The sequence below is a fragment of the Streptomyces sp. NPDC059248 genome, assembly GCF_042753905.1.
In the GTDB taxonomy this organism is placed as follows: domain Bacteria; phylum Actinomycetota; class Actinomycetes; order Streptomycetales; family Streptomycetaceae; genus Streptomyces.
The window spans coordinates 119,476-137,119 of record NZ_JBHYZV010000007.1 but is presented as its reverse complement, the minus strand read 5'-3'; the positions used below and the strand labels follow the sequence as shown (position 1 = coordinate 137,119).

At 72.6% G+C, this 17,644-nt stretch carries 15 protein-coding genes; 5 read left to right on the top strand and 10 right to left on the bottom strand.

Annotated elements, in window-relative coordinates:
* Positions 1–26 precede the first annotated feature (26 nt).
* The 4 genes from ACFXG1_RS05245 to ACFXG1_RS05230 are packed head-to-tail and all read right to left on the bottom strand — an operon-like array spanning position 27 to position 4,399.
* Positions 27–806, bottom strand: coding sequence for a CDP-alcohol phosphatidyltransferase family protein (locus ACFXG1_RS05245; RefSeq protein WP_384715224.1), 780 nt, complete (start codon positions 804–806; stop codon positions 27–29).
* Positions 784–1,845, bottom strand: a complete 1,062-nt coding sequence (locus tag ACFXG1_RS05240) for an iron-containing alcohol dehydrogenase family protein (RefSeq protein ID WP_384715227.1) — start codon at positions 1,843–1,845, stop codon at positions 784–786. Before ACFXG1_RS05240 ends, ACFXG1_RS05245 begins: the two co-directional genes overlap by 23 nt.
* Complete coding sequence (locus ACFXG1_RS05235; protein ID WP_384715230.1) at positions 1,833–2,570, bottom strand: sugar phosphate nucleotidyltransferase; 738 nt, start codon at positions 2,568–2,570, stop codon at positions 1,833–1,835. The genes ACFXG1_RS05240 and ACFXG1_RS05235 overlap by 13 nt, the downstream gene beginning before the upstream one ends.
* On the bottom strand, positions 2,567–4,399 hold the full coding sequence (locus ACFXG1_RS05230) for a DUF5941 domain-containing protein (RefSeq protein ID WP_384715249.1): 1,833 nt from the start codon (positions 4,397–4,399) through the stop codon (positions 2,567–2,569). The genes ACFXG1_RS05235 and ACFXG1_RS05230 overlap by 4 nt, the downstream gene beginning before the upstream one ends.
* A 473-nt stretch (positions 4,400–4,872) precedes the next feature.
* Between ACFXG1_RS05230 and ACFXG1_RS05225 the strand changes: the two genes are divergently transcribed.
* Together ACFXG1_RS05225 and idi are read left to right on the top strand one after the other, a co-directional pair.
* A complete protein-coding gene (locus ACFXG1_RS05225) occupies positions 4,873–5,814 on the top strand; it encodes a cation diffusion facilitator family transporter (RefSeq protein ID WP_384715233.1) in 942 nt (313 codons plus the stop codon).
* 293 nt (positions 5,815–6,107) lie between these two features.
* Positions 6,108–6,713 carry an isopentenyl-diphosphate Delta-isomerase gene (gene idi / locus ACFXG1_RS05220; RefSeq protein WP_384715237.1) on the top strand — a complete coding sequence of 202 codons (606 nt, stop codon included), beginning with the start codon at positions 6,108–6,110 and terminating at the stop codon, positions 6,711–6,713.
* A gap of 28 nt (positions 6,714–6,741) precedes the next feature.
* On the opposite strand, the gene ACFXG1_RS05215 is transcribed toward idi, so the two are convergent.
* Together ACFXG1_RS05215 and ACFXG1_RS05210 are read right to left on the bottom strand one after the other, a co-directional pair.
* Positions 6,742–7,323 (bottom strand): ATP-binding protein, encoded by a 582-nt coding sequence (locus ACFXG1_RS05215; RefSeq protein WP_384715240.1) that lies wholly within the window; start codon positions 7,321–7,323, stop codon positions 6,742–6,744.
* A 186-nt stretch (positions 7,324–7,509) separates the two neighbouring features.
* A complete protein-coding gene (locus ACFXG1_RS05210; RefSeq protein WP_384715243.1) occupies positions 7,510–8,112 on the bottom strand; it encodes an HdeD family acid-resistance protein in 603 nt (200 codons plus the stop codon).
* Positions 8,113–8,177: 65 nt separating this feature from the next.
* Between ACFXG1_RS05210 and ACFXG1_RS05205 the strand changes: the two genes are divergently transcribed.
* Complete coding sequence (locus ACFXG1_RS05205) at positions 8,178–8,999, top strand: enoyl-CoA hydratase/isomerase family protein (RefSeq protein ID WP_384741123.1); 822 nt, start codon at positions 8,178–8,180, stop codon at positions 8,997–8,999.
* Between the two features lie 35 nt (positions 9,000–9,034).
* On the opposite strand, the gene ACFXG1_RS05200 is transcribed toward ACFXG1_RS05205, so the two are convergent.
* From ACFXG1_RS05200 to ACFXG1_RS05190, 3 genes are all read right to left on the bottom strand, one after another.
* Positions 9,035–9,670, bottom strand: a complete 636-nt coding sequence (locus ACFXG1_RS05200; RefSeq protein WP_384741120.1) for a DJ-1/PfpI family protein — start codon at positions 9,668–9,670, stop codon at positions 9,035–9,037.
* Positions 9,671–9,822: 152 nt separating this feature from the next.
* Positions 9,823–10,785 (bottom strand): GlxA family transcriptional regulator, encoded by a 963-nt coding sequence (locus ACFXG1_RS05195; protein ID WP_384723752.1) that lies wholly within the window; start codon positions 10,783–10,785, stop codon positions 9,823–9,825.
* A 76-nt stretch (positions 10,786–10,861) separates the two neighbouring features.
* Positions 10,862–12,268 (bottom strand): CoA transferase, encoded by a 1,407-nt coding sequence (locus ACFXG1_RS05190; protein WP_384741116.1) that lies wholly within the window; start codon positions 12,266–12,268, stop codon positions 10,862–10,864.
* Between the two features lie 156 nt (positions 12,269–12,424).
* Between ACFXG1_RS05190 and ACFXG1_RS05185 the strand changes: the two genes are divergently transcribed.
* The gene (locus tag ACFXG1_RS05185) at positions 12,425–14,914 is read left to right on the top strand and encodes a Tex family protein (protein WP_384741113.1); all 2,490 of its coding nucleotides are present in this window, start codon (positions 12,425–12,427) and stop codon (positions 14,912–14,914) included.
* A 175-nt stretch (positions 14,915–15,089) separates the two neighbouring features.
* Positions 15,090–15,842 carry a class I SAM-dependent DNA methyltransferase gene (locus ACFXG1_RS05180; RefSeq protein ID WP_384717805.1) on the top strand — a complete coding sequence of 251 codons (753 nt, stop codon included), beginning with the start codon at positions 15,090–15,092 and terminating at the stop codon, positions 15,840–15,842.
* A gap of 52 nt (positions 15,843–15,894) precedes the next feature.
* Here ACFXG1_RS05180 and ACFXG1_RS05175 read toward each other — a convergent pair whose 3' ends face one another.
* Positions 15,895–17,601, bottom strand: coding sequence for a BCCT family transporter (locus ACFXG1_RS05175; protein ID WP_384717808.1), 1,707 nt, complete (start codon positions 17,599–17,601; stop codon positions 15,895–15,897).
* Between the last annotated feature and the right edge of the window lie 43 nt (positions 17,602–17,644).

The window sequence follows — 17,644 nt, the reverse complement described above, 5'->3', positions numbered from 1 at the left end:
CCCGGGTGGGGGGAGCGGACCGCGGGTCACTTCAGTCTGCTGGACGCGAGGATCGAGACCAGGTGCAGCAGGGTCTGGACGACGGCGATCCCGGCGAGGATCGCGATCCCGAGGCGGGTGAAGAACAGATCGCCCTGGACCAGGTCGAGGATCGCGGCCGCCAGGATGAAGAGGCTGGCCTCGATACCGCCGACGAGCCGGTGGAACTTGAGCGCCGCCGCCGCGCGGCGGGCCAGTGCCAGGCCCGAGGAGCGGGGCACGGACGCCTCGTCCTTGACCGCGGTGAGACCGCTGCGGGTGCGGGCCACGTCGACCAGGTCCGTCTCGGCCTTGATCAGGATGGCGCCGAGCGCGGCGACCGTCCCGAGGAACGCCCACAGCCATTCGGCCCGCCCGTCGCCGAACACGTCGGCGCCGCGGATGCCGAAGCCGACCAGCAGGGCCGCCTCGCACAGGTAGTGGCCGATCCGGTCGAGGTAGACCCCGGTGACGGAGGTCTGCTTGCGCCAGCGGGCCACCTCGCCGTCGACGCAGTCGAGGAGGAGGTAGATCTGGAAGAGCAGGACCGCGAGGATCGCCCCGGTGATTCCGGGGATCAGCAGCGCGGCGCCGCCTATCACGCCCACCACGACCATGAGGTAGGTGAGCTGGTTGGGGGTGATCCGGGTATTGACCACATAGCGGTCGACCCGCAGGGACAGCTCCCGCATGTACAGGCGTCCGGCCCAGTGCTCTCCGCTGCGCCGGTCCTTCACACCCTCCGGGTGCACGACCGGGCGGAGCTCAGCTACGGATGGTCTTGGCATAGTCGGCGTACGCGTCCCTGATCTGGTCGGTGGCGAGGTCGAGGTGTTCGAGGATGGTGAAGCGGCCGGGGCGGGTCTGCGGCGCGTACGCCACCGCCTCGACGAACTCGTCGACGCCGAACCCGATCTCCTCGGGCAGCACCGGAAGCTCGTGGCGGCGCAGCACCTCGGCGAAGAGGCCGGCCTGCTCGTGGTCGCCGCGCAGATGCATGGCGAAGGCGGCCCCGAGGCCGACCTGCTCGCCGTGGCTGGCGGCCCGCTGCGGGTACAGCAGGTCGAAAGCGTGGCTGATCTCGTGGCAGGCGCCGGACGCCGGGCGGGTGTCACCGCTGATGGAGATGGCGATCCCGGTCAGGACGAGGGCTTCGGCGAGGGTGGTGAGGAACTCGTCGTCGCCGATGGAGCCGGGGTGGCGCAGGACCGACTCGCCCCCGGTACGGGCCATGGCGGCGGCGAGGCCGTCGACCTTCTCGCCGTTGACCCGCTGGGACAGCTCCCAGTCCGCGATGGCGGAGATGTTGGAGACCGCGTCGCCGATGCCGGAGCGGATGTAGCGGGCCGGGGCCTTCCGGATGACGTCGAGGTCGATGACGATGGCGATCGGGGTGGGCAGTCCGTACGAGCCCCGGCCGTTGTCGTTGTCGAGGGTGGCGACCGGGGAGCAGATGCCGTCGTGGGCGAGGTTGGTGGCGACCGCGACCATCGGCAGGCCGACCCGGGCCGCCGCGTACTTGGCCACGTCGAGGATCTTGCCGCCGCCGAGGCCGACGACCGCGTCGTACCGCTTGCCCTTGATCGCGTCGGCCAGTGTCACCGCCGCGTCGATGGTGCCGCCCGCGACCTCGTACCAGTGGGCGCCGGGCAGTGCCGGTTCCAGCCGCTCGCGCAGGGCCCGCCCGGATCCGCCGCTGATGGCGATCGCGAGCGTGCCGGAGGACGAGATGCGCTGGTCGGCGAGGATGACGGCGAGCTCGTTCAGGGCCCCGGGCCGGATGTCGACGACGACCGGCGAGGGGATGAGCCGAGTCAGTACTGGCACGCGATCTCACGGCCCTTCGTGAGGTCGTCGTGGTTGTCGATCTCGACCCACTTCACATCGCCGATGGGGGCGACGTCGATGGTGAAGCCGCGGTTCACCAGCTCCTGGTAGCCGTCCTCGTAGTAGAGGTCGGGGTCGCGCTCGAAGGTGGTCTTCAGCGCGTCGGCCAGCTCATCGGCGGCCTCGGGCTCGATCAGGGTGACGCCGATGTATTCGCCGGTGGCGGTGGCCGGGTCCATCAGCTTGGTGATCCGGCGCACCCCGAGGCCGTCCTCGGTGATGACCTTCATCTCCTCGTCGGCGAGGTTCTTCACCGCGTCGAGGGCGAGGATGATCTTCCGGCCCTCGCCGCGGGCGGCCAGCAGGGTGCGCTCGACGGAGACGGGGTGGACGGTGTCGCCGTTGGCGAGGATGACGCCCTGCTTCAGCACGTCACGGGCGCACCACAGGGAGTAGGCGTTGTTCCACTCCTCGGCCTTGTCGTTCTCGACGAGGGTGAGCTTGAGGCCGTAGCGCGCCTCCAGCGCCTCCTTCCGCTCGTACACGGCCTCCTTGCGGTAGCCGACGACAATGGCGACCTCGGTGAGACCGATCTCGGCGAAGTTGGCCAGGGTGAGATCGAGGACGGAGCGCTCTCCGTCGACCGGCACGAGGGCCTTCGGGAGGGTGTCGGTGTAAGGACGCAGACGCCGTCCTGCGCCGGCTGCCAGTACGAGGCCGATCATGCGGGTTCTCCTTCGTCGTGTACTGCGGGCGCCGCGGAGGACACCCAGAAGCGGATGCTCTCCACCAGCACCACAAGGGCGACGGCGACCGCGAGCGCCGTCAGCGCGATGGTGAAGTCGGTGGCCGTCAGCAGGGCTGCCAGCAGCGCGGTGACCAGGGTGCGGCCCTCGTGTCCGAGAGTCAGCCGGACCAGCAGGCGCGGGGGCGCGCCGGAGCCGCCACGGATGCGGTACACCGTGTCGTAGTGATGGTAGGCGACGGCCGCGATCAGGCCGAAGGCCGCGGGCAGGGCCCCGGGGGCGTCGGCGCGGACGGCGAGGGCCAGGATCGTGCCGTATTCGGCGGCCCGGAAGATCGGCGGGACCAGCCAGTCGAGGGCGCCCTTGAGGGGGCGGGCGACGGCAAGGCCCGAGGTGAGGACATAAACCCCGGCGGCGGCGACGGGCGCCCAGGAGCCGTAGTCGGCGAGGGCCGCGACGGCGACCACGGCACCGGCGCCGAGCAGGGCGATCACCGGCGGGACCAGGGCGGGGAGCTTCGCGGTGAGTCCGCGCCCGGCGCGGGCGACGGCCTCGGCGAGCGGTCCGGAGTCGGCGAGGTCGGCCAGCGCCTGCGCGGCCCGGTCGGTGCGGTGCGCCTTGCGGGTCACCGACCGCAGCAGCCGTCCCGCGGTGGTGTAGCAGGCGGCGAGGGAGCAGCCGATCAGCAGGGCGTAGAAGACGATCCGGGGCGTGGTCACGGCGGTGAGCACCGCGATCATGGCCCAGCGCTCGCCGATCGGGAGCACGATCATCCGGCGGACCCAGACCGTCCAGCCGACGCTGTCGAGCCGGTCGGAGAGGGCGGCGGTGGGGCTGGTGTTGGAGACCGCGTCGTGGTTGGCCTCGTTGAAGGAGAAGTCGACGACGTGGCGGCAGGTCTGGAGGACCATGGCGGCCACCGCGAGCGCCCATACGTCGTCGCCGCCGCGGGCGGCGCCGACGGCGAGGCCGGCGTAGTACGCGTACTCCTTGGCGCGGTCGAAGGTGGCGTCGAGCCAGGCGCCCATCGTGGAGTACTGGAGGGAGTAGCGGGCGAGCTGTCCGTCGGCGCAGTCGAGGACGAAGGAGAGCAGCAGCAGCACTCCGGCGGCGACGAAGCCGCCGCGGGTGCCGGTGGCCGCGGCCCCGGCCGCGATCAGGGCGGTGATCAGGGACGCGGTGGTGACCTGGTTGGGGGTGAGGCCGCGGCGGGCGCACCAGCGGGCCAGGTACTTGGAGTACGGGCTGATCGCGTAGGTCGTGAAGAAGCCGTCCCGGGCCTTGACCGCGGAGCGGAGCCTGACGGCCTCGTCGTCGACGGCGGCGACGGCCTGGCGGGCCTCGTTGCGGGCCTGCGGGTCGTCGGGGACGGTCGCCACCAGCGATCCCAGCTCGGGGCGGTGGACGGCGGTGCCGGACTCCTCCAGACCGGCCGCGATGGCGTCGGGCAGCGTCCCGGCCCGCTCCGACGTGCGGACGGCTCCTTCGGCGGCCGGGGTGTCGCCGGCGGTGGGCCCGGCCGCGAGGGTCCGGGTCAGGGCGGCCCGTGCCTCGGGCTGTGCCGTGACGGCGCCGGGGACGGCGGCGGCGGGGAAGCGGGGGTCCGTGAGCGCGAGGCGCAGGGAGTGGACGTGCCCGACGAAGCGGGAGTCCACGACGGCGACCCGGTCGGCGGCGGGGACCGCGGCGAGCAGCGCGGCGGTCTCATCGGGTCCCGGCGAGACCCGTACGTCGAAGCCCAGCGACCGCAGATCGCCCTCGAGCGACGATCCGGGCACGGGCGGACCGGTGAGGATGGCGGTCGACAGACGAACTCACTCCTTGGAACCGAGGTGTGGATGCGCGGCGGCTCGGCCCGTGACGCACGGGCGGCGGCTCGTCGGCAGAGGCTATCGGATGTACGGGAACGGGAGTTCACCGGCCGCTCGCGTCCCACGCGGCACGTCCGGCCCCCCGCGGACCCCGTCCGGAGATCATCATTGTCGATCCCGGCCGCCGCGACAAACCGCGACCGCCCCGGCCGCCGGCGGCCGGGGCCGCGGGGGCCGCGCCGACCCGTCCGACCGGCCTTCGCGGACCTTTGACGAAGGGCTTCCAAGGACCCGGAATGCCACCCTCCACCCCCACCGCCTGCGATCTTCTCCCAGACCGTTCTGGAAATCATTTCCGCAGGTCAGAGGAATGACAACGGTGTTCAGTGCCGTGTTGCAACATACCCCCCACCCGTAGTTCACTGAGGTTCGGCAGGGCTGTTTCTCCCAACGATCCGGAGGCCGTTTTCATGGGGGCTGGGCACGATCACGGACATACGCACGGCGGACCGCCGCCGACCGGCACGGCCGCGGCCGCGTACAAGGGGCGGCTACGGATCGCACTGACCATCACGCTCAGCGTGATGGTCGTGGAGATCGTCGGCGGGGTCGTCACGGGGTCGCTCGCCCTGGTCGCCGACGCCGCGCATATGGCGACCGACGGCATCGGGCTCTCCCTGGCCCTGCTCGCGATCCACTTCGCGAACCGGCCGCCGAGCACCAACCGCACCTTCGGTCTCGCGCGGGCCGAGATCCTCGCGGCGCTCGCCAACAGTCTGCTGCTGCTCGGGGTGGGCGCGTTCCTGCTCTACGAGGCGATCGAGCGGTTCATCACCCCGGCCGAGACCAAGAGCGGCCTGACGATCGTCTTCGCCCTGGTGGGTCTGGTCGCCAACATCATCTCCCTCTCCCTGCTGATGCGCGGCCAGAAGGACAGCCTCAATGTCCGCGGCGCCTATCTGGAGGTCCTCAACGACGCCCTGGGCTCCGTCGCCGTCCTGGTGTCGGCCGTGATCATCCTGACGACCGGCTGGCAGGCCGCCGACCCGATCGCGTCCCTGCTGATCGGCATGATGATCGTGCCCAGGACCGTGAAGCTGCTGCGGGAGACGGTGAACGTGCTGCTGGAGTCGGCGCCCAAGGACGTCGACATGGCCGAGGTACGCCGCCACATACTGGAGCTGCCCGGCGTGGAGGACGTCCACGATCTGCACGCCTGGACCATCACCTCGGGGATGCCGGTCCTCTCGGCGCACGTCGTCGTCTCCCAGGACACACTGGACGCGGTGGGGCACGAACGGATGCTGCACGACCTCCAGGGTTGCCTCGGGGACCACTTCGACGTGGAACACTGCACCTTCCAGCTGGAGCCGGTGGGACACGCGGAGCACGAGGCCAGGCTCTGCCACTGAGGCCTGTCGGACAGGCCTCAGGGCCCCCGGGACCCCGGCGGCGGAGAGGGCGCGCGCGACGCGCCGGTCGGATGAATCCGTTCATCAGTTCGACATCCGCCCCGGGGTTCCGACCGGCCGGGCCGGGGCACGATCCGGTTTCCGGGGGCCGCGGGCGCGCCTCGTACGGACCCCGCGCGCCCGGCGCGGACGTGCCGACAGGGACATGCCCGCTCTGCCGAAGTGCGGACAAGCCGCTTTTGTACGGCAGACTGGGCGGGCCCCAGGGCCGAGCACCGATGCGAAGGATGGTTATGCCGACCTCACCAGCAACCGCCCCGAACAGCGCGTCCCCAGGCGCCTCGCACGACGCCCCGCCGGCGATCATGCTCGAACTGGTCGACGAAGACGGCAACACCATCGGCACCGCGGAGAAGCTCTCCGCGCACCAGCCGCCGGGCAGGCTGCACCGGGCGTTCTCCGTCTTCCTCTTCGACGAGCGGGGACGGCTGCTGATCCAGCGCCGGGCGCTGGGGAAGTACCACTCCCCCGGTGTCTGGTCCAACACCTGCTGCGGACACCCCTACCCCGGCGAGGCGCCGTTCGCCGCCGCCGCCCGCCGCACCCACGAGGAGCTGGGGGTCTCCCCGTCGCTGCTGGCCGAGGCCGGGACGGTCCGCTACAACCACCCGGACCCGGAATCGGGACTGGTGGAGCAGGAGTACAACCACCTCTTCGTCGGTATGGTGCAGGCCGCCCCGGACCCGGACCCGGAGGAGGTCGGCGAGACCGTCTTCGTCACCCCCGACGAGCTGGCCGAGCGGCACGCGGCCGCGCCGTTCTCGGCCTGGTTCATGACGGTCCTCGACGCGGCCCGTCCGGCGATCCGCGAGCTGACCGGACCGGCCGGGGGCTGGTGACCCGGAGGGCCGGAGGGCGGCCGGGCCGTTAAGGAACGGCCGCCCCGGCTCCGTACGGTACGAGCGGCAGCTCCGCCCAGATGACCTTGCCGCCGCTCGCGGTGTGCCGGACCTCGCACCGCCCCCCGGCCTCCCGGGTGATCTCCCGCACCAGCAGCAGCCCCCGGCCGCCGGTCTGACCCCAGTCGGTCTCCAGCGCCGTGGGCCGGTAGGGATGGTTGTCCTCGACGGAGACCCTGACCCGGTCCCGGCTCAGCGCCACCTCGACGGCCAGCTCGGGCGAGAGCAGCACCGCGTGCTTCACCACATTGGTGACCAGCTCCGAGACGATCAGCAGCAGGCCCTGGACGGTCTCCCCGGTGGCACCGGCCGCGGGGACGCCCTGCCGGTCGAGCAGCTCCCGGACCGCGCGTCTGGCCTGGGGCACCGAGGACTCGACGGTCGGCGCGGTGAACCGCCAGACCCCCTCCCCCACCACCGGGCCGGTGCTCCACCCGGTGTGGCCGGTCACGGCTGCCGCACTCCCGAGGACGCCGGGTCCCCCACCCGTACCCCCCGGGTCTCCGTACGGTTCCGCAGGCCGGACCGGGACGCTGCCGCGGCTCTCCATCAATCCGACTCCCACCCATGGCGCGCTCGCCATGTCCGCTGCCCACTGACTCCGGGGAGACAAGTGTCGCGGGGCACCGATACGCACCGCCGTCCTGAACGGAAGTCGCCTGCAATCGACGGCTTTTGACCGGGTCGGTACGACCCCGTCGGCCGTTGGGCCGCCCGTGACCGTTCCGTTCCCCGGTCAGTCGTCCGGCGGTCCGGCCGGGTCCGGCTCGGTGACCATCCGGACGATCCGGCGGCCGCCGACGCCGATGGCGATCATTCCGAGGCCGTCGAAGAGCAGGGCGAGGGAGAAGAACAGCCCGAGGACGTAGCGGCTGCTCTCCGGCCAGTTCGCCAGCACCAGGATGCCCAGGACCAGCCCCACGGCGCCCTGGAACAGGGTCCAGCCGAACTGCGGGCCCCGGACCACCAGGCTGCCCATCAGCCGGAACAGTCCGCCGGTGAGGAAGAGCAGGGCGGCGAAGAGGGTCAGGGTCTCGGCGGAGCCGGTGGGGTGGCGGATCACCACGATCCCCGCGGCGATGTTGAGCGCGGCGATCACGACGACCAGCCAGAAGTAGTCGCTGCCCCGGGACTGGACCGCCTGCACCAGACCGACGAGTCCGCCGATCAGCAGCAGCCAGCCGAACAGGATCATCGATGTCAGGGTCGCGAGCCCGGTGTAGACGAGCCCGACGATCCCGGCGACGACCAGGATCGTGCCGAGCACGGTCAGCAGACCGAAGCTCCGCTTCAGCTTCCGGGGCTCCGCGGCCCCGGGGTAGCGGGTGGTACCGGTCATGGCGTTCCGCCTCCTCGCACCCCTTCCTGATCGTAGGTCCACCCGTGGCGGATAGCATCCGGCGCATGGAGACAGCCGGCTCCGGCCCGGAGCCCCGTGTGGTGTGCGACGTCGCCGAGGGTGTGGCGACGGTCGTGATCCGCCATCCCGCGAAGCGCAACGCGATGACCACGGCGATGTGGCGTACGGTCCCCGTACTGCTGGAGCGGCTGGCCGCCGACCCCGCCGTCCGGGTACTGGTCCTGACGGGTGAAGGGGACACGTTCTGCGCGGGCGCGGACATCTCGTCCCTGCGCGGCCCCGGGGACGCACCGGATTCCGGGGCTGACCCCCGGACCCCGCAGGAGCTCGCCGTCGTCGCCGAGGAGGCGCTCGCCGCGTTCCCCAAGCCCGCCCTGGCCGAGGTCCGGGGCTACTGCGTCGGCGGCGGCTGCCAGCTGGCCGCCGTCTGCGATCTGCGGTTCGCCGCGGCCGACGCGTGGTTCGGGGTGACCCCGGCCCGGCTCGGGGTGGTCTATCCCCCGTCGTCCACCCGGCGGCTGGTGGAGCTGGTGGGCCCGTCGGCCGCCAAGTACCTGCTCTTCTCGGGTGAGCTGATCGACAGCGCGCGGGCGCTGCGGACCGGTCTGGTGGACGAGGTGCTGCCCCCGGCGGACCTCGGTCCCCGGGTGGCCGCGTTCGCCCGGATCCTGGCCGGGCGCTCGCAGCTCACCCAGGTCGCCGCGAAGGAGTTCGCCGCGGGGCGCCCCGGCGTGGCCGATCGCGCGGACCGGGTGGCGCACTGGGCCGCGGTGGCGGCCGAGCAGGCCCGGCCCGGCGGCGACACCGCGGAGGGTGTCGCCGCCTTCCTGGAGCGCCGTACGCCCCGCTTCACCTGGACCGGGTGAGACCGGAGCGGGTGAGACCGGACGGATCCCGTCGGTCAGTTCAGGACTCCGGCGGCCTCCTCCCGCCACCGCTGGACGAGGTGCGCGGGGGCCTTGTCGGGCGAGCCCGCGTCGTACGGCGGCTGCGGGTCGTACTCGGTGAGCAGCTGCACGGACTGGGCCAGCTCGTCGCCGCCGATCCGGCCGAGCAGATGAAGCGCCATGTCAATACCGGAGGAGACCCCGGCGGCGGTCACGTACTTGCCGTCGAAGACCACCCGCTCCTTCGAGGGCTCGGCGCCCAGCGCCGCGAGATCCTCCATGGCGAGCCAGTGCGTGGTGGCCCGGCGGCCGTTCAGCAGCCCGGCGGCGCCGAGGACGAGCGACCCCGTGCAGACCGACGTGGTCCAGGTGGTCCCGGCGTCGACGGTCCGCAGCCAGCCGGTGATCTCCTCGTCCGCCATCGCGTCCCGCTCGCCGGGACCGCCCGGGACGAGCACGATGTCGGGGCTGCCGACCTGGGAGAGGGTCCGGTCGGCGACCAGGGCGAGGGAGCCCTGGTCGCCGCGTACCGGACCGGTCTCCTTGCCGACGAAGACGGTTTCGGCGCCGGGCAGCCGGCCGAGGAGTTCATAGGGCCCGACGGCGTCGAGGGTGGTGAAGCGGTCGAAGAGGAGTACGGCGATCTGCATGGAACGGCCTTTCGGGATCGATGAATCGACGGAAGGGACGAGATGGTCGGTGGGTCTGTGAGTCGACAGGTGGGTGAGTCGACAGCGGTACGGAGGCAGGGCGCGGCGCCGCCCGGCCGAACCGATCCGCCGGGCGCGGGAAGGGCGAGGTCTCAGCGGGCGAGCGGGGCGTGGAACCGGCGCCGGTACTCGGCCGGGGCCGTACCGAGGCTGCGGACGAAGGCCCGGCGCATCGCCTCCGGTGTGCCGTAGCCGCTGGCGCGGGAGACCTCCTCCACCCCGCGTGAGGTCTCCTCCAGCAGCCGCCGGGCGTGTTCGATACGTACCCTCTCCACATACCGGCCCGGGGTGACCCCGGTCTCGGCGTGGAAGGCGCGGGCGAAGTGGCGCGGGGAGAGCCGGGCCCGCGCGGCGAGCGATTCGACGGAGAGGTCGGCGTCCGGGTGCTCGGCGATCCAGCGCTGGAGGTCCCGCAGCGGTTCGCGCTGCGCGGTCTGTGCCGCCAGTAGGGCGCTGAACTGGGACTGGTTCCCCGGGCGGCGGAGGAAGACCACCAGATGGCGGGCGATGGTGAGCGCGGCCCCCCGTCCGTGGTCCTCCTCGACGAGCGCCAGGGCGAGATCGATTCCGCAGGTCACCCCGGCGGAGGTGGCGATCCGGCCGTCGCGGACGTAAATGGGGTCGGGGTCGATGTCGACCTGCGGGTGTTCGCGGGCGAAGTCGTCGCAGAACGCCCAGTGGGTGGTGGCCCGGTGGCCGTCGAGGAGTCCGGCTGCGGCAAGAAGGAAGGAGCCGGTGCAGACGGACATCAGCCGCTCGGCGCGCGGCGCGCGTTCGCGCAGCCAGCCGACGACCTCGGGGGCCTTGTCGGCGGGATCGCCGCCAGGGACGAGGAGGGTGTGCGGGGTGGGCGCGGAGTCCAGGTCGGTATCGGGTACCAGCGTCAGCCCGCTGCCGGTCCTGACCGGCCGGCCGCCGGGCGACGCGGTCAGCACCGGATAGGCGGACTCGTCCCCGACGGCCCATCCGGCACCGGTGAACACCTCGACGGGGCCGGTGACGTCGAGGCTCTGGACGCCGTCGTAGAGGACGACGAGTACGGGGCGCTGGCTCATGCGTCCATCCTCGGACCGGCCGCGGATGGCCGCAATGACCAGCACCCCACCTTTCCTGCCACGGTCACGACCACGTTCACCGCCAGACGGCCGGGTCACCGCCCCACCGCGTCGGCGGGCGGCTCCAGGTGCGGGGCGCGCCCTCGTAGTGGACCGGCGGGAGGGCGTGGCGCAGCGGCCCGTACGGCGAACCGGTGACCGTCAGCCAGGGCGCGGGGTCGGGCGCGGGCACGGGTACCGGGGGTGCGTCGAGGGGTGGGCGGATGCCGTACAGCAGCCAGGCGGCGGTGGCGGCGAGGGAGAGCCGGATCAGCCGTCCCCGGCCGGTGTCTTGGCGGTCGGTCAGGGCGCGCAGTACGGCGGCGGCCAGCAGATAGCCGGTGCCGTGGTCGAGTGCCTGGGCGGGCAGGACACCGGGCCGGTCGCCGCCGGCCGCCTCCACGGCGGCGATCCCGGTCGCGGCCTGGACCAGGCTGTCGAAGCCGCGTCGTCCGGCCCACGGCGTCCGGTCGCCCCAGGCGTCGAGCCGGGCGACGATCAGCCCGGGACGGCGGGCGGCGACCTCCGCCGGGCCGAGGCCGAGGGCGTCGAGGGCGCCGGGGCGGTAGCCGGTGACGAGGACGTCGGCGGTGTCGAGGAGCCTGTCGAAGACGCGCCGGTCGCCGGGGTCGACCAGGTCGAGCAGCGCCGACCGTTTGCCGATCCCGGTGTCGGCGTGGGCGTCGGGGTCCTCGGGGAGGAGGGGCGGGTCGATCCGCAGGACGTCGGCGCCGAAGAGGGCGAGGGTGCGGGTGGCGACGGGCCCGGCGATGACCCGGGTCAGATCGAGGACGCGTACGCCGTCGGCGGGCAGGGGTGCGGGCGGCAGGGGCCGCGGGTCGCCGCCTTCCAGGTCCGCGATGCCGACCAGGGGCGGGGCTTCGGCGGGCGGGTGGGGCGGCGCTTCGGCGACGGCGACCGCGAGGCCGCCCGCCGCGTAGACGGTCTCCTGGATCTCCAGGGCCGTACGGGACGCCAGTTCCGCCGTGAGGGCCCCGGTGAGGAAGTCGTCGCCGCCGGAGTCCGGGATACCGAGCGCCGTGAGCAGCCGGGCCCGGTGGTGGGGGTAGTTGGCGTGGATGCGGACCCAGCCGTCGCGGGCGGGCCGGAAGCCGGAGAGCGGGGCGAAGGACGTCGGGGTCCGGCCGTCGATCCGCAGCTGCCGCTCGCTCACGAAGGCCGTGGCGACGGCGGCTTCATGGATACGGACGGCCGGTACGGGGATCGCCGAGCGCCGGGCGAGGAGTTCGGCCGCCGCGAGGGAGCAGACCCCGACACAGGCCCGGGCCGCCTCCAGGACGGGCAGCCGCGCGGCGAGGGCGCCGGGCGCGGTCTCGTACGTCACCGGTTCCGTGAGCGGTCCGCCGCCGACTGCCGCCCAGGCGTGCGCGGTGGCCGGGTCCCGGTCCGTACCGGGACGGGGGTGTTCTCGTCGGGATGCCATGCGTTCCAGTGTGCGGCCGGCCCGGCTCACCCCCGGCTATCCCTCGGCTTGTCCCCCGGCGGGAGGCGACACCGTGGTGTGCGCCCCGGCGAAAGGGACCGTTTGGCAGAATGCAGACGCAAGCACAGCCGGGAGCAGAAGGCGAGTCGGGGAACCGTGACGATGTCCATCGAAGGCAGGATCGCCGAGGAGCTCGGCGTACGGGAACGGCAGGTCAGGGCGGCCGTGGAGCTGCTGGACGGCGGATCGACCGTGCCCTTCATCGCCCGGTACCGCAAAGAGGCGACCGAGATGCTCGACGACGCCCAGCTGCGCACCCTGGAGGAGCGGCTGCGGTATCTGCGGGAGCTGGAGGAGCGCAGGGCGGCGATTCTCGACTCCGTACGGGAGCAGGGGAAGCTGGACGAGGCGCTGGAGGCGCGGATCCTCGCGGCCGACACCAAGGCCAGGCTGGAGGACATCTATCTGCCCTTCAAGCCGAAGCGGCGGACGAAGGCGCAGATCGCCCGGGAGGCCGGTCTCGAGCCGCTGGCCGAGGGGCTGCTGACCGACCCGTCGGTGGATCCCGCGGCCGCCGCCGCGGCGTTCGTGGACGCGGACAAGGGCGTCGCCGACCCGGCGGCGGCGCTGGACGGCGCGCGGGCGATCCTCACCGAGCGGTTCTCGGAGGACGCGGATCTCATCGGCGAGCTGCGGGAGCGGATGTGGACGCGGGGGCGGCTGGCGGCCAAGGTCCGTGAGGGCAAGGGCGACGCGACCCAGGGCCCGGCGGCCAAGTTCGCCGACTACTTCGACTTCGCGGAGCCGTTCACGGAGCTGCCGTCGCACCGGGTGCTGGCGCTGCTGAGGGGCGAGAAGGAGGAGGTGCTCGACCTGGCGCTGGAGCCGGACGCGCCCTCCGACGAGCCGGGGCCCTCCGCGTACGAGAACGCCGTCGCGCGCCGCTTCGGGGTGGCGGACCGGGGCCGTCCCGGCGACAAGTGGCTGGCGGACACGGTCCGCTGGGCGTGGCGGACCCGGATCCTGGTCCACCTCGGGATCGATCTGCGGCTGCGGCTGCGGACGGCGGCCGAGGACGAGGCGGTCCGGGTGTTCGCGGCCAATCTGCGCGATCTGCTGCTGGCGGCGCCCGCCGGGACGCGGGCCACGCTCGGTCTCGACCCCGGTTTCCGTACCGGGGTGAAGGTGGCCGTCGTCGACGCGACGGGCAAGGTCGTGGCGGTCGACACGGTCCATCCGCACGTTCCCGCGAACCGCTGGGACGAGTCGCTGGCGACGCTGGCGCGGCTGGCGAAGGCGCACGCGGTCGAGCTGGTCGCGATCGGCAACGGCACCGCGTCCCGGGAGACGGACAAGCTGGCGGCCGATCTGATCGCCCGCCATCCGGAGCTGAAGCTGACGAAGGTGATGGTCTCGGAGGCGGGGGCGTCGGTGTACTCGGCGTCCGCGTTCGCCTCCCAGGAGCTGCCCGGGCTGGATGTGTCCCTGCGCGGCGCGGTGTCGATCGCCCGGCGGCTCCAGGACCCGCTGGCCGAGCTGGTGAAGATCGACCCCAAGTCGATCGGCGTCGGGCAGTACCAGCACGATCTGTCCGAGGTGAAGCTCTCCCGCTCCCTCGACACGGTCGTCGAGGACTGTGTGAACGGTGTCGGTGTCGACGTCAACACGGCCTCGGCGCCGCTGCTGTCGCGGGTGTCGGGGATCGGTGCGGGACTGGCCGAGAACATCGTGGCGCACCGCGACGCGAACGGCCCGTTCCGTTCCCGCCGGGCGCTGAAGGACGTGTCCCGGCTGGGCCCGAAGGCGTACGAGCAGTGCGCGGGCTTCCTGCGGATCCGGGGCGGCGACGATCCGCTGGACGCCTCCAGCGTCCACCCGGAGGCGTATCCGGTGGTCCGGCGGATGGTGAAGTCGACCGGCGGGGAGGTGGCGGCCCTGATCGGCGACACGGGGACGCTGCGGTCGCTGCGGGCGGACGACTTCGTGGACGAGACCTTCGGTCTGCCGACGGTCACCGACATCCTGCGGGAGCTGGAGAAGCCGGGGCGCGACCCGCGGCCCGCGTTCCGTACGGCCACGTTCAAGGAGGGCGTCGAGAAGATCGGCGACGTGGTGGCGGGCATGGTGCTGGAGGGTGTGGTGACGAATGTCGCCGCGTTCGGCGCGTTCGTGGACATCGGGGTCCACCAGGACGGTCTGGTGCATGTGTCGGCGATGTCGAAGACGTTCGTCAAGGACCCGCGCGATGTGGTGAAGCCGGGTGACGTGGTGAAGGTGAAGGTCCTCGACATCGACATCCCGCGCAAGCGGATCTCCCTCACGCTGCGGCTCGACGACGACGCGGCCGGAGCACCGCCGCGCCAGGGCGGCCGGGATCGCGGTGACAAGGGTGACCGCGGGGATCGCGGTGATAAGGGCGGCCGGAGTGACCGGGGTGACAAGGGCGGCAGGGGTGACCGGGGTGGACGCCCGCAGCAGCGGCGCGGCGGTGCTCAGGGCGGGGGCCAAGGCGGCGGTCAGGGCGGTGGTGGCGGCCAGCCGGGTGGCGGTCGCGGCCGGGACCGGCAGGCCCCGCCGCCCGCCAACAGCGCGATGGCGGACGCCCTGCGCCGCGCGGGCCTGACGGGCCGCGACAAGCAGCGCTGACGCCTTCCCGGGGGGTGCGGACCCGCCCGGCGTCCCGGCGGCGGCGGGCCGGGCGGCGGGCCCGGTTCCCCGGCCCTGCCCAGGGCGATGAGAGGGGGGCGCGCCGGGATTCCGCGAGCGGCACCGACCCGAAAACCCCGTGCGGGGATCCGGACGTGGGGGTTACCGTCGCGCGATGGACATCGACGAGGACGGGTACTTCGGAGAGACCGTAGCGGCGACGTACGACGAGCAGCACGAGGCGATGTTCCGGCCGGAGGCGGTGGTGCCCGAGGTGGAGCTCATCGCCGGGCTCGCCGGGGACGGGCCGGCGCTGGAGTTCGGGGTGGGTACGGGGCGGGTGGCGCTGCCGCTGGCCGCGCACGGGGTGCCGGTGCACGGGATCGAGCTGTCGCGGGCCATGGTGCGGCGGCTGCGGGAGAAGCCGGGCGGGGCGGAGATCGGGGTGACCGTCGGGGACTTCACCACGGCCCGCGCCCCGGGCGCGGGCACGTTCTCGGTCGCGTACCTCGTCTTCAACACGATCAACAATCTGACGACGCAGGACGCCCAGGTCGAGTGCTTCCGCAACGCGGCGTCCCAACTGCGCCCCGGCGGCACCTTCGTGATCGATGTGGGGATGCCGGATCTGCGGCTGCTGCCGCCGGGACAGACCGCGGTGCCGTTCCACATCGGCACGGACCGATGGGGCGTCGACACCCTCGATCCGGCGACGCAGGCGATGACCTCGCACCACTTCTCCGGTCTCGCCGAGGGGTCGGTACGGTACCGGGCGATCCCGTTCCGGTACGTCTGGCCCTCGGAGCTGGATCTGATGGCGCGGATCGCCGGGCTGCGGCCGCGCGACCGCTGGGAGGACTGGTCGCGCGCCCCGTTCACGGGCGAGAGCCGCCGGCATGTCTCCGTGTGGGAGAAGCCCGCCGACTGACCCGGCCGCCGGCCGCCCCGGGCGGTACGGCCCCCGGGCTCAGCTCCCGGGCTCAGCCTCCGGGCGGGCCCGAGGGGCCGGGCCCGATCCGGATCTCGAAGTCGCCGTCGTACTTCTCGTGGCCCGCGATCACCGCGGATTCGACCGCCTCCGTACCGGCCTCCTTGCGGACGATCAGGGGGTCGTGCCGCAGATCGCGCATCAGGGCCACACACATCCCGATCATCACGACCACGAACGGCGCGGCGACCAGGATGGTCAGATTCTGCAGCCCGGCGAGCGCGTCGCCCTGCCCGTTGCCGATGAGGAGCATGATCGCGGCGACCGCGCCGGTGACGATGCCCCAGAACACCACGACCAGCCGGGCCGGTTCGAAGGTGCCGTGCTGGGAGAGGGTGCCCATCACCACGGACGCGGCGTCGGCGCCGGAGACGAAGAAGATCCCGACGAGGATCACCACCAGGATGCTGGTGGCGGTGGCGAAGGGATAGTGCTGGAGCACCGCGAAGAGCTGGCCCTCGGGGGTGGCCTCGTTCCCGAGCCGGTCCCGCTCCTCCAGTTTCATCGCCGTACCGCCGAAGACGGCGAACCAGCAGAGGCTGACGGTGCTGGGGACGAGGATGACCCCGCCGACGAACTGGCGGATGGTCCGGCCCCGGCTGATCCGGGCGATGAACATCCCGACGAAGGGCGTCCAGGAGATCCACCAGGCCCAGTAGAAGACGGTCCAGCTGCTCAGCCATTCGGCGACCGCCCGGCCGCCGGTGGCCTCGGTGCGCCCGGCGAGCTGCGGCAGTTCGGCGAAGTACGCGGCGATGGAGGTGGGCAGCAGATCGAGCACGATGATGGTGGGACCGGCGATGAAGACGAAGAGGACCAGGACGAACGCCAGCACCATATTGGTGTTGGAGAGCCACTGGATGCCCCGCTCCACCCCGGATACGGCGGAGACCACGAAAGCGGCGGTGAGGACCGCGATCACGCTCACCAGCAGGGTCGTACCGACGGTGTCCAGCCAGCCGAGTCCGGTGATGCCGCTGCCGATCTGGAGGGCGCCCAGGCCGAGCGATGCCGCCGAGCCGAAGAGGGTGGCGAAGATGGCCAGGATGTCGATGAGACGGCCGGTGACGCCCGCGCACCGTTCGGGGCCGATGAGCGGGACGAAGACGGCGCTGATGGTCTGGCGGCGGCCGCGCCGGAAGGTGCTGTAGGCGATGGCGAGACCCACGACCGCGTAGATCGCCCAGGGGTGCAGCGTCCAGTGGAAGAGGGTGGTGGCCATGGCGATCTGCATCGCCTCGCCCGGGCTCCCCGGCGAGGTGCCGGGCGGTGGCGAGATGAAGTGCGCCAGCGGCTCGCTCACGCCGTAGAACATCAGGCCGATGCCCATCCCGGCGCTGAACATCATGGCGACCCAGGAGACGGTACGGAACTCGGGGTCGGCGCCCTCCTCGCCGAGCGGGATCCGGCCGTAGCGGCTGACGGCGAGCCAGAGGGCGAAGACGACGAAGCCGGAGGCGGCGAGGACGAAGGCCCAGCCACCGTTCTTGATGAGCCCTTCGAGCAGGGTATTGGAGGCGTTCTGCAGGGAGTCGGTGGCGACCGCGCCCCAGACGACGAAGGCGAGGGTCAGGACGGCGGTGACACCGAAGACGATCCGGTCCGTGACGGGCCGCCCGTGCGGCTGGAGCAGTTCGGGGGGCTCGGCCTCGGTGAGCGGCCGGGCCCCCCGGTCGTCGGGGGTTGGTCCGTGCGACACAGGGGCACCTTTCGTGCGGTGGACGCAGGCTGTCCGGATGATC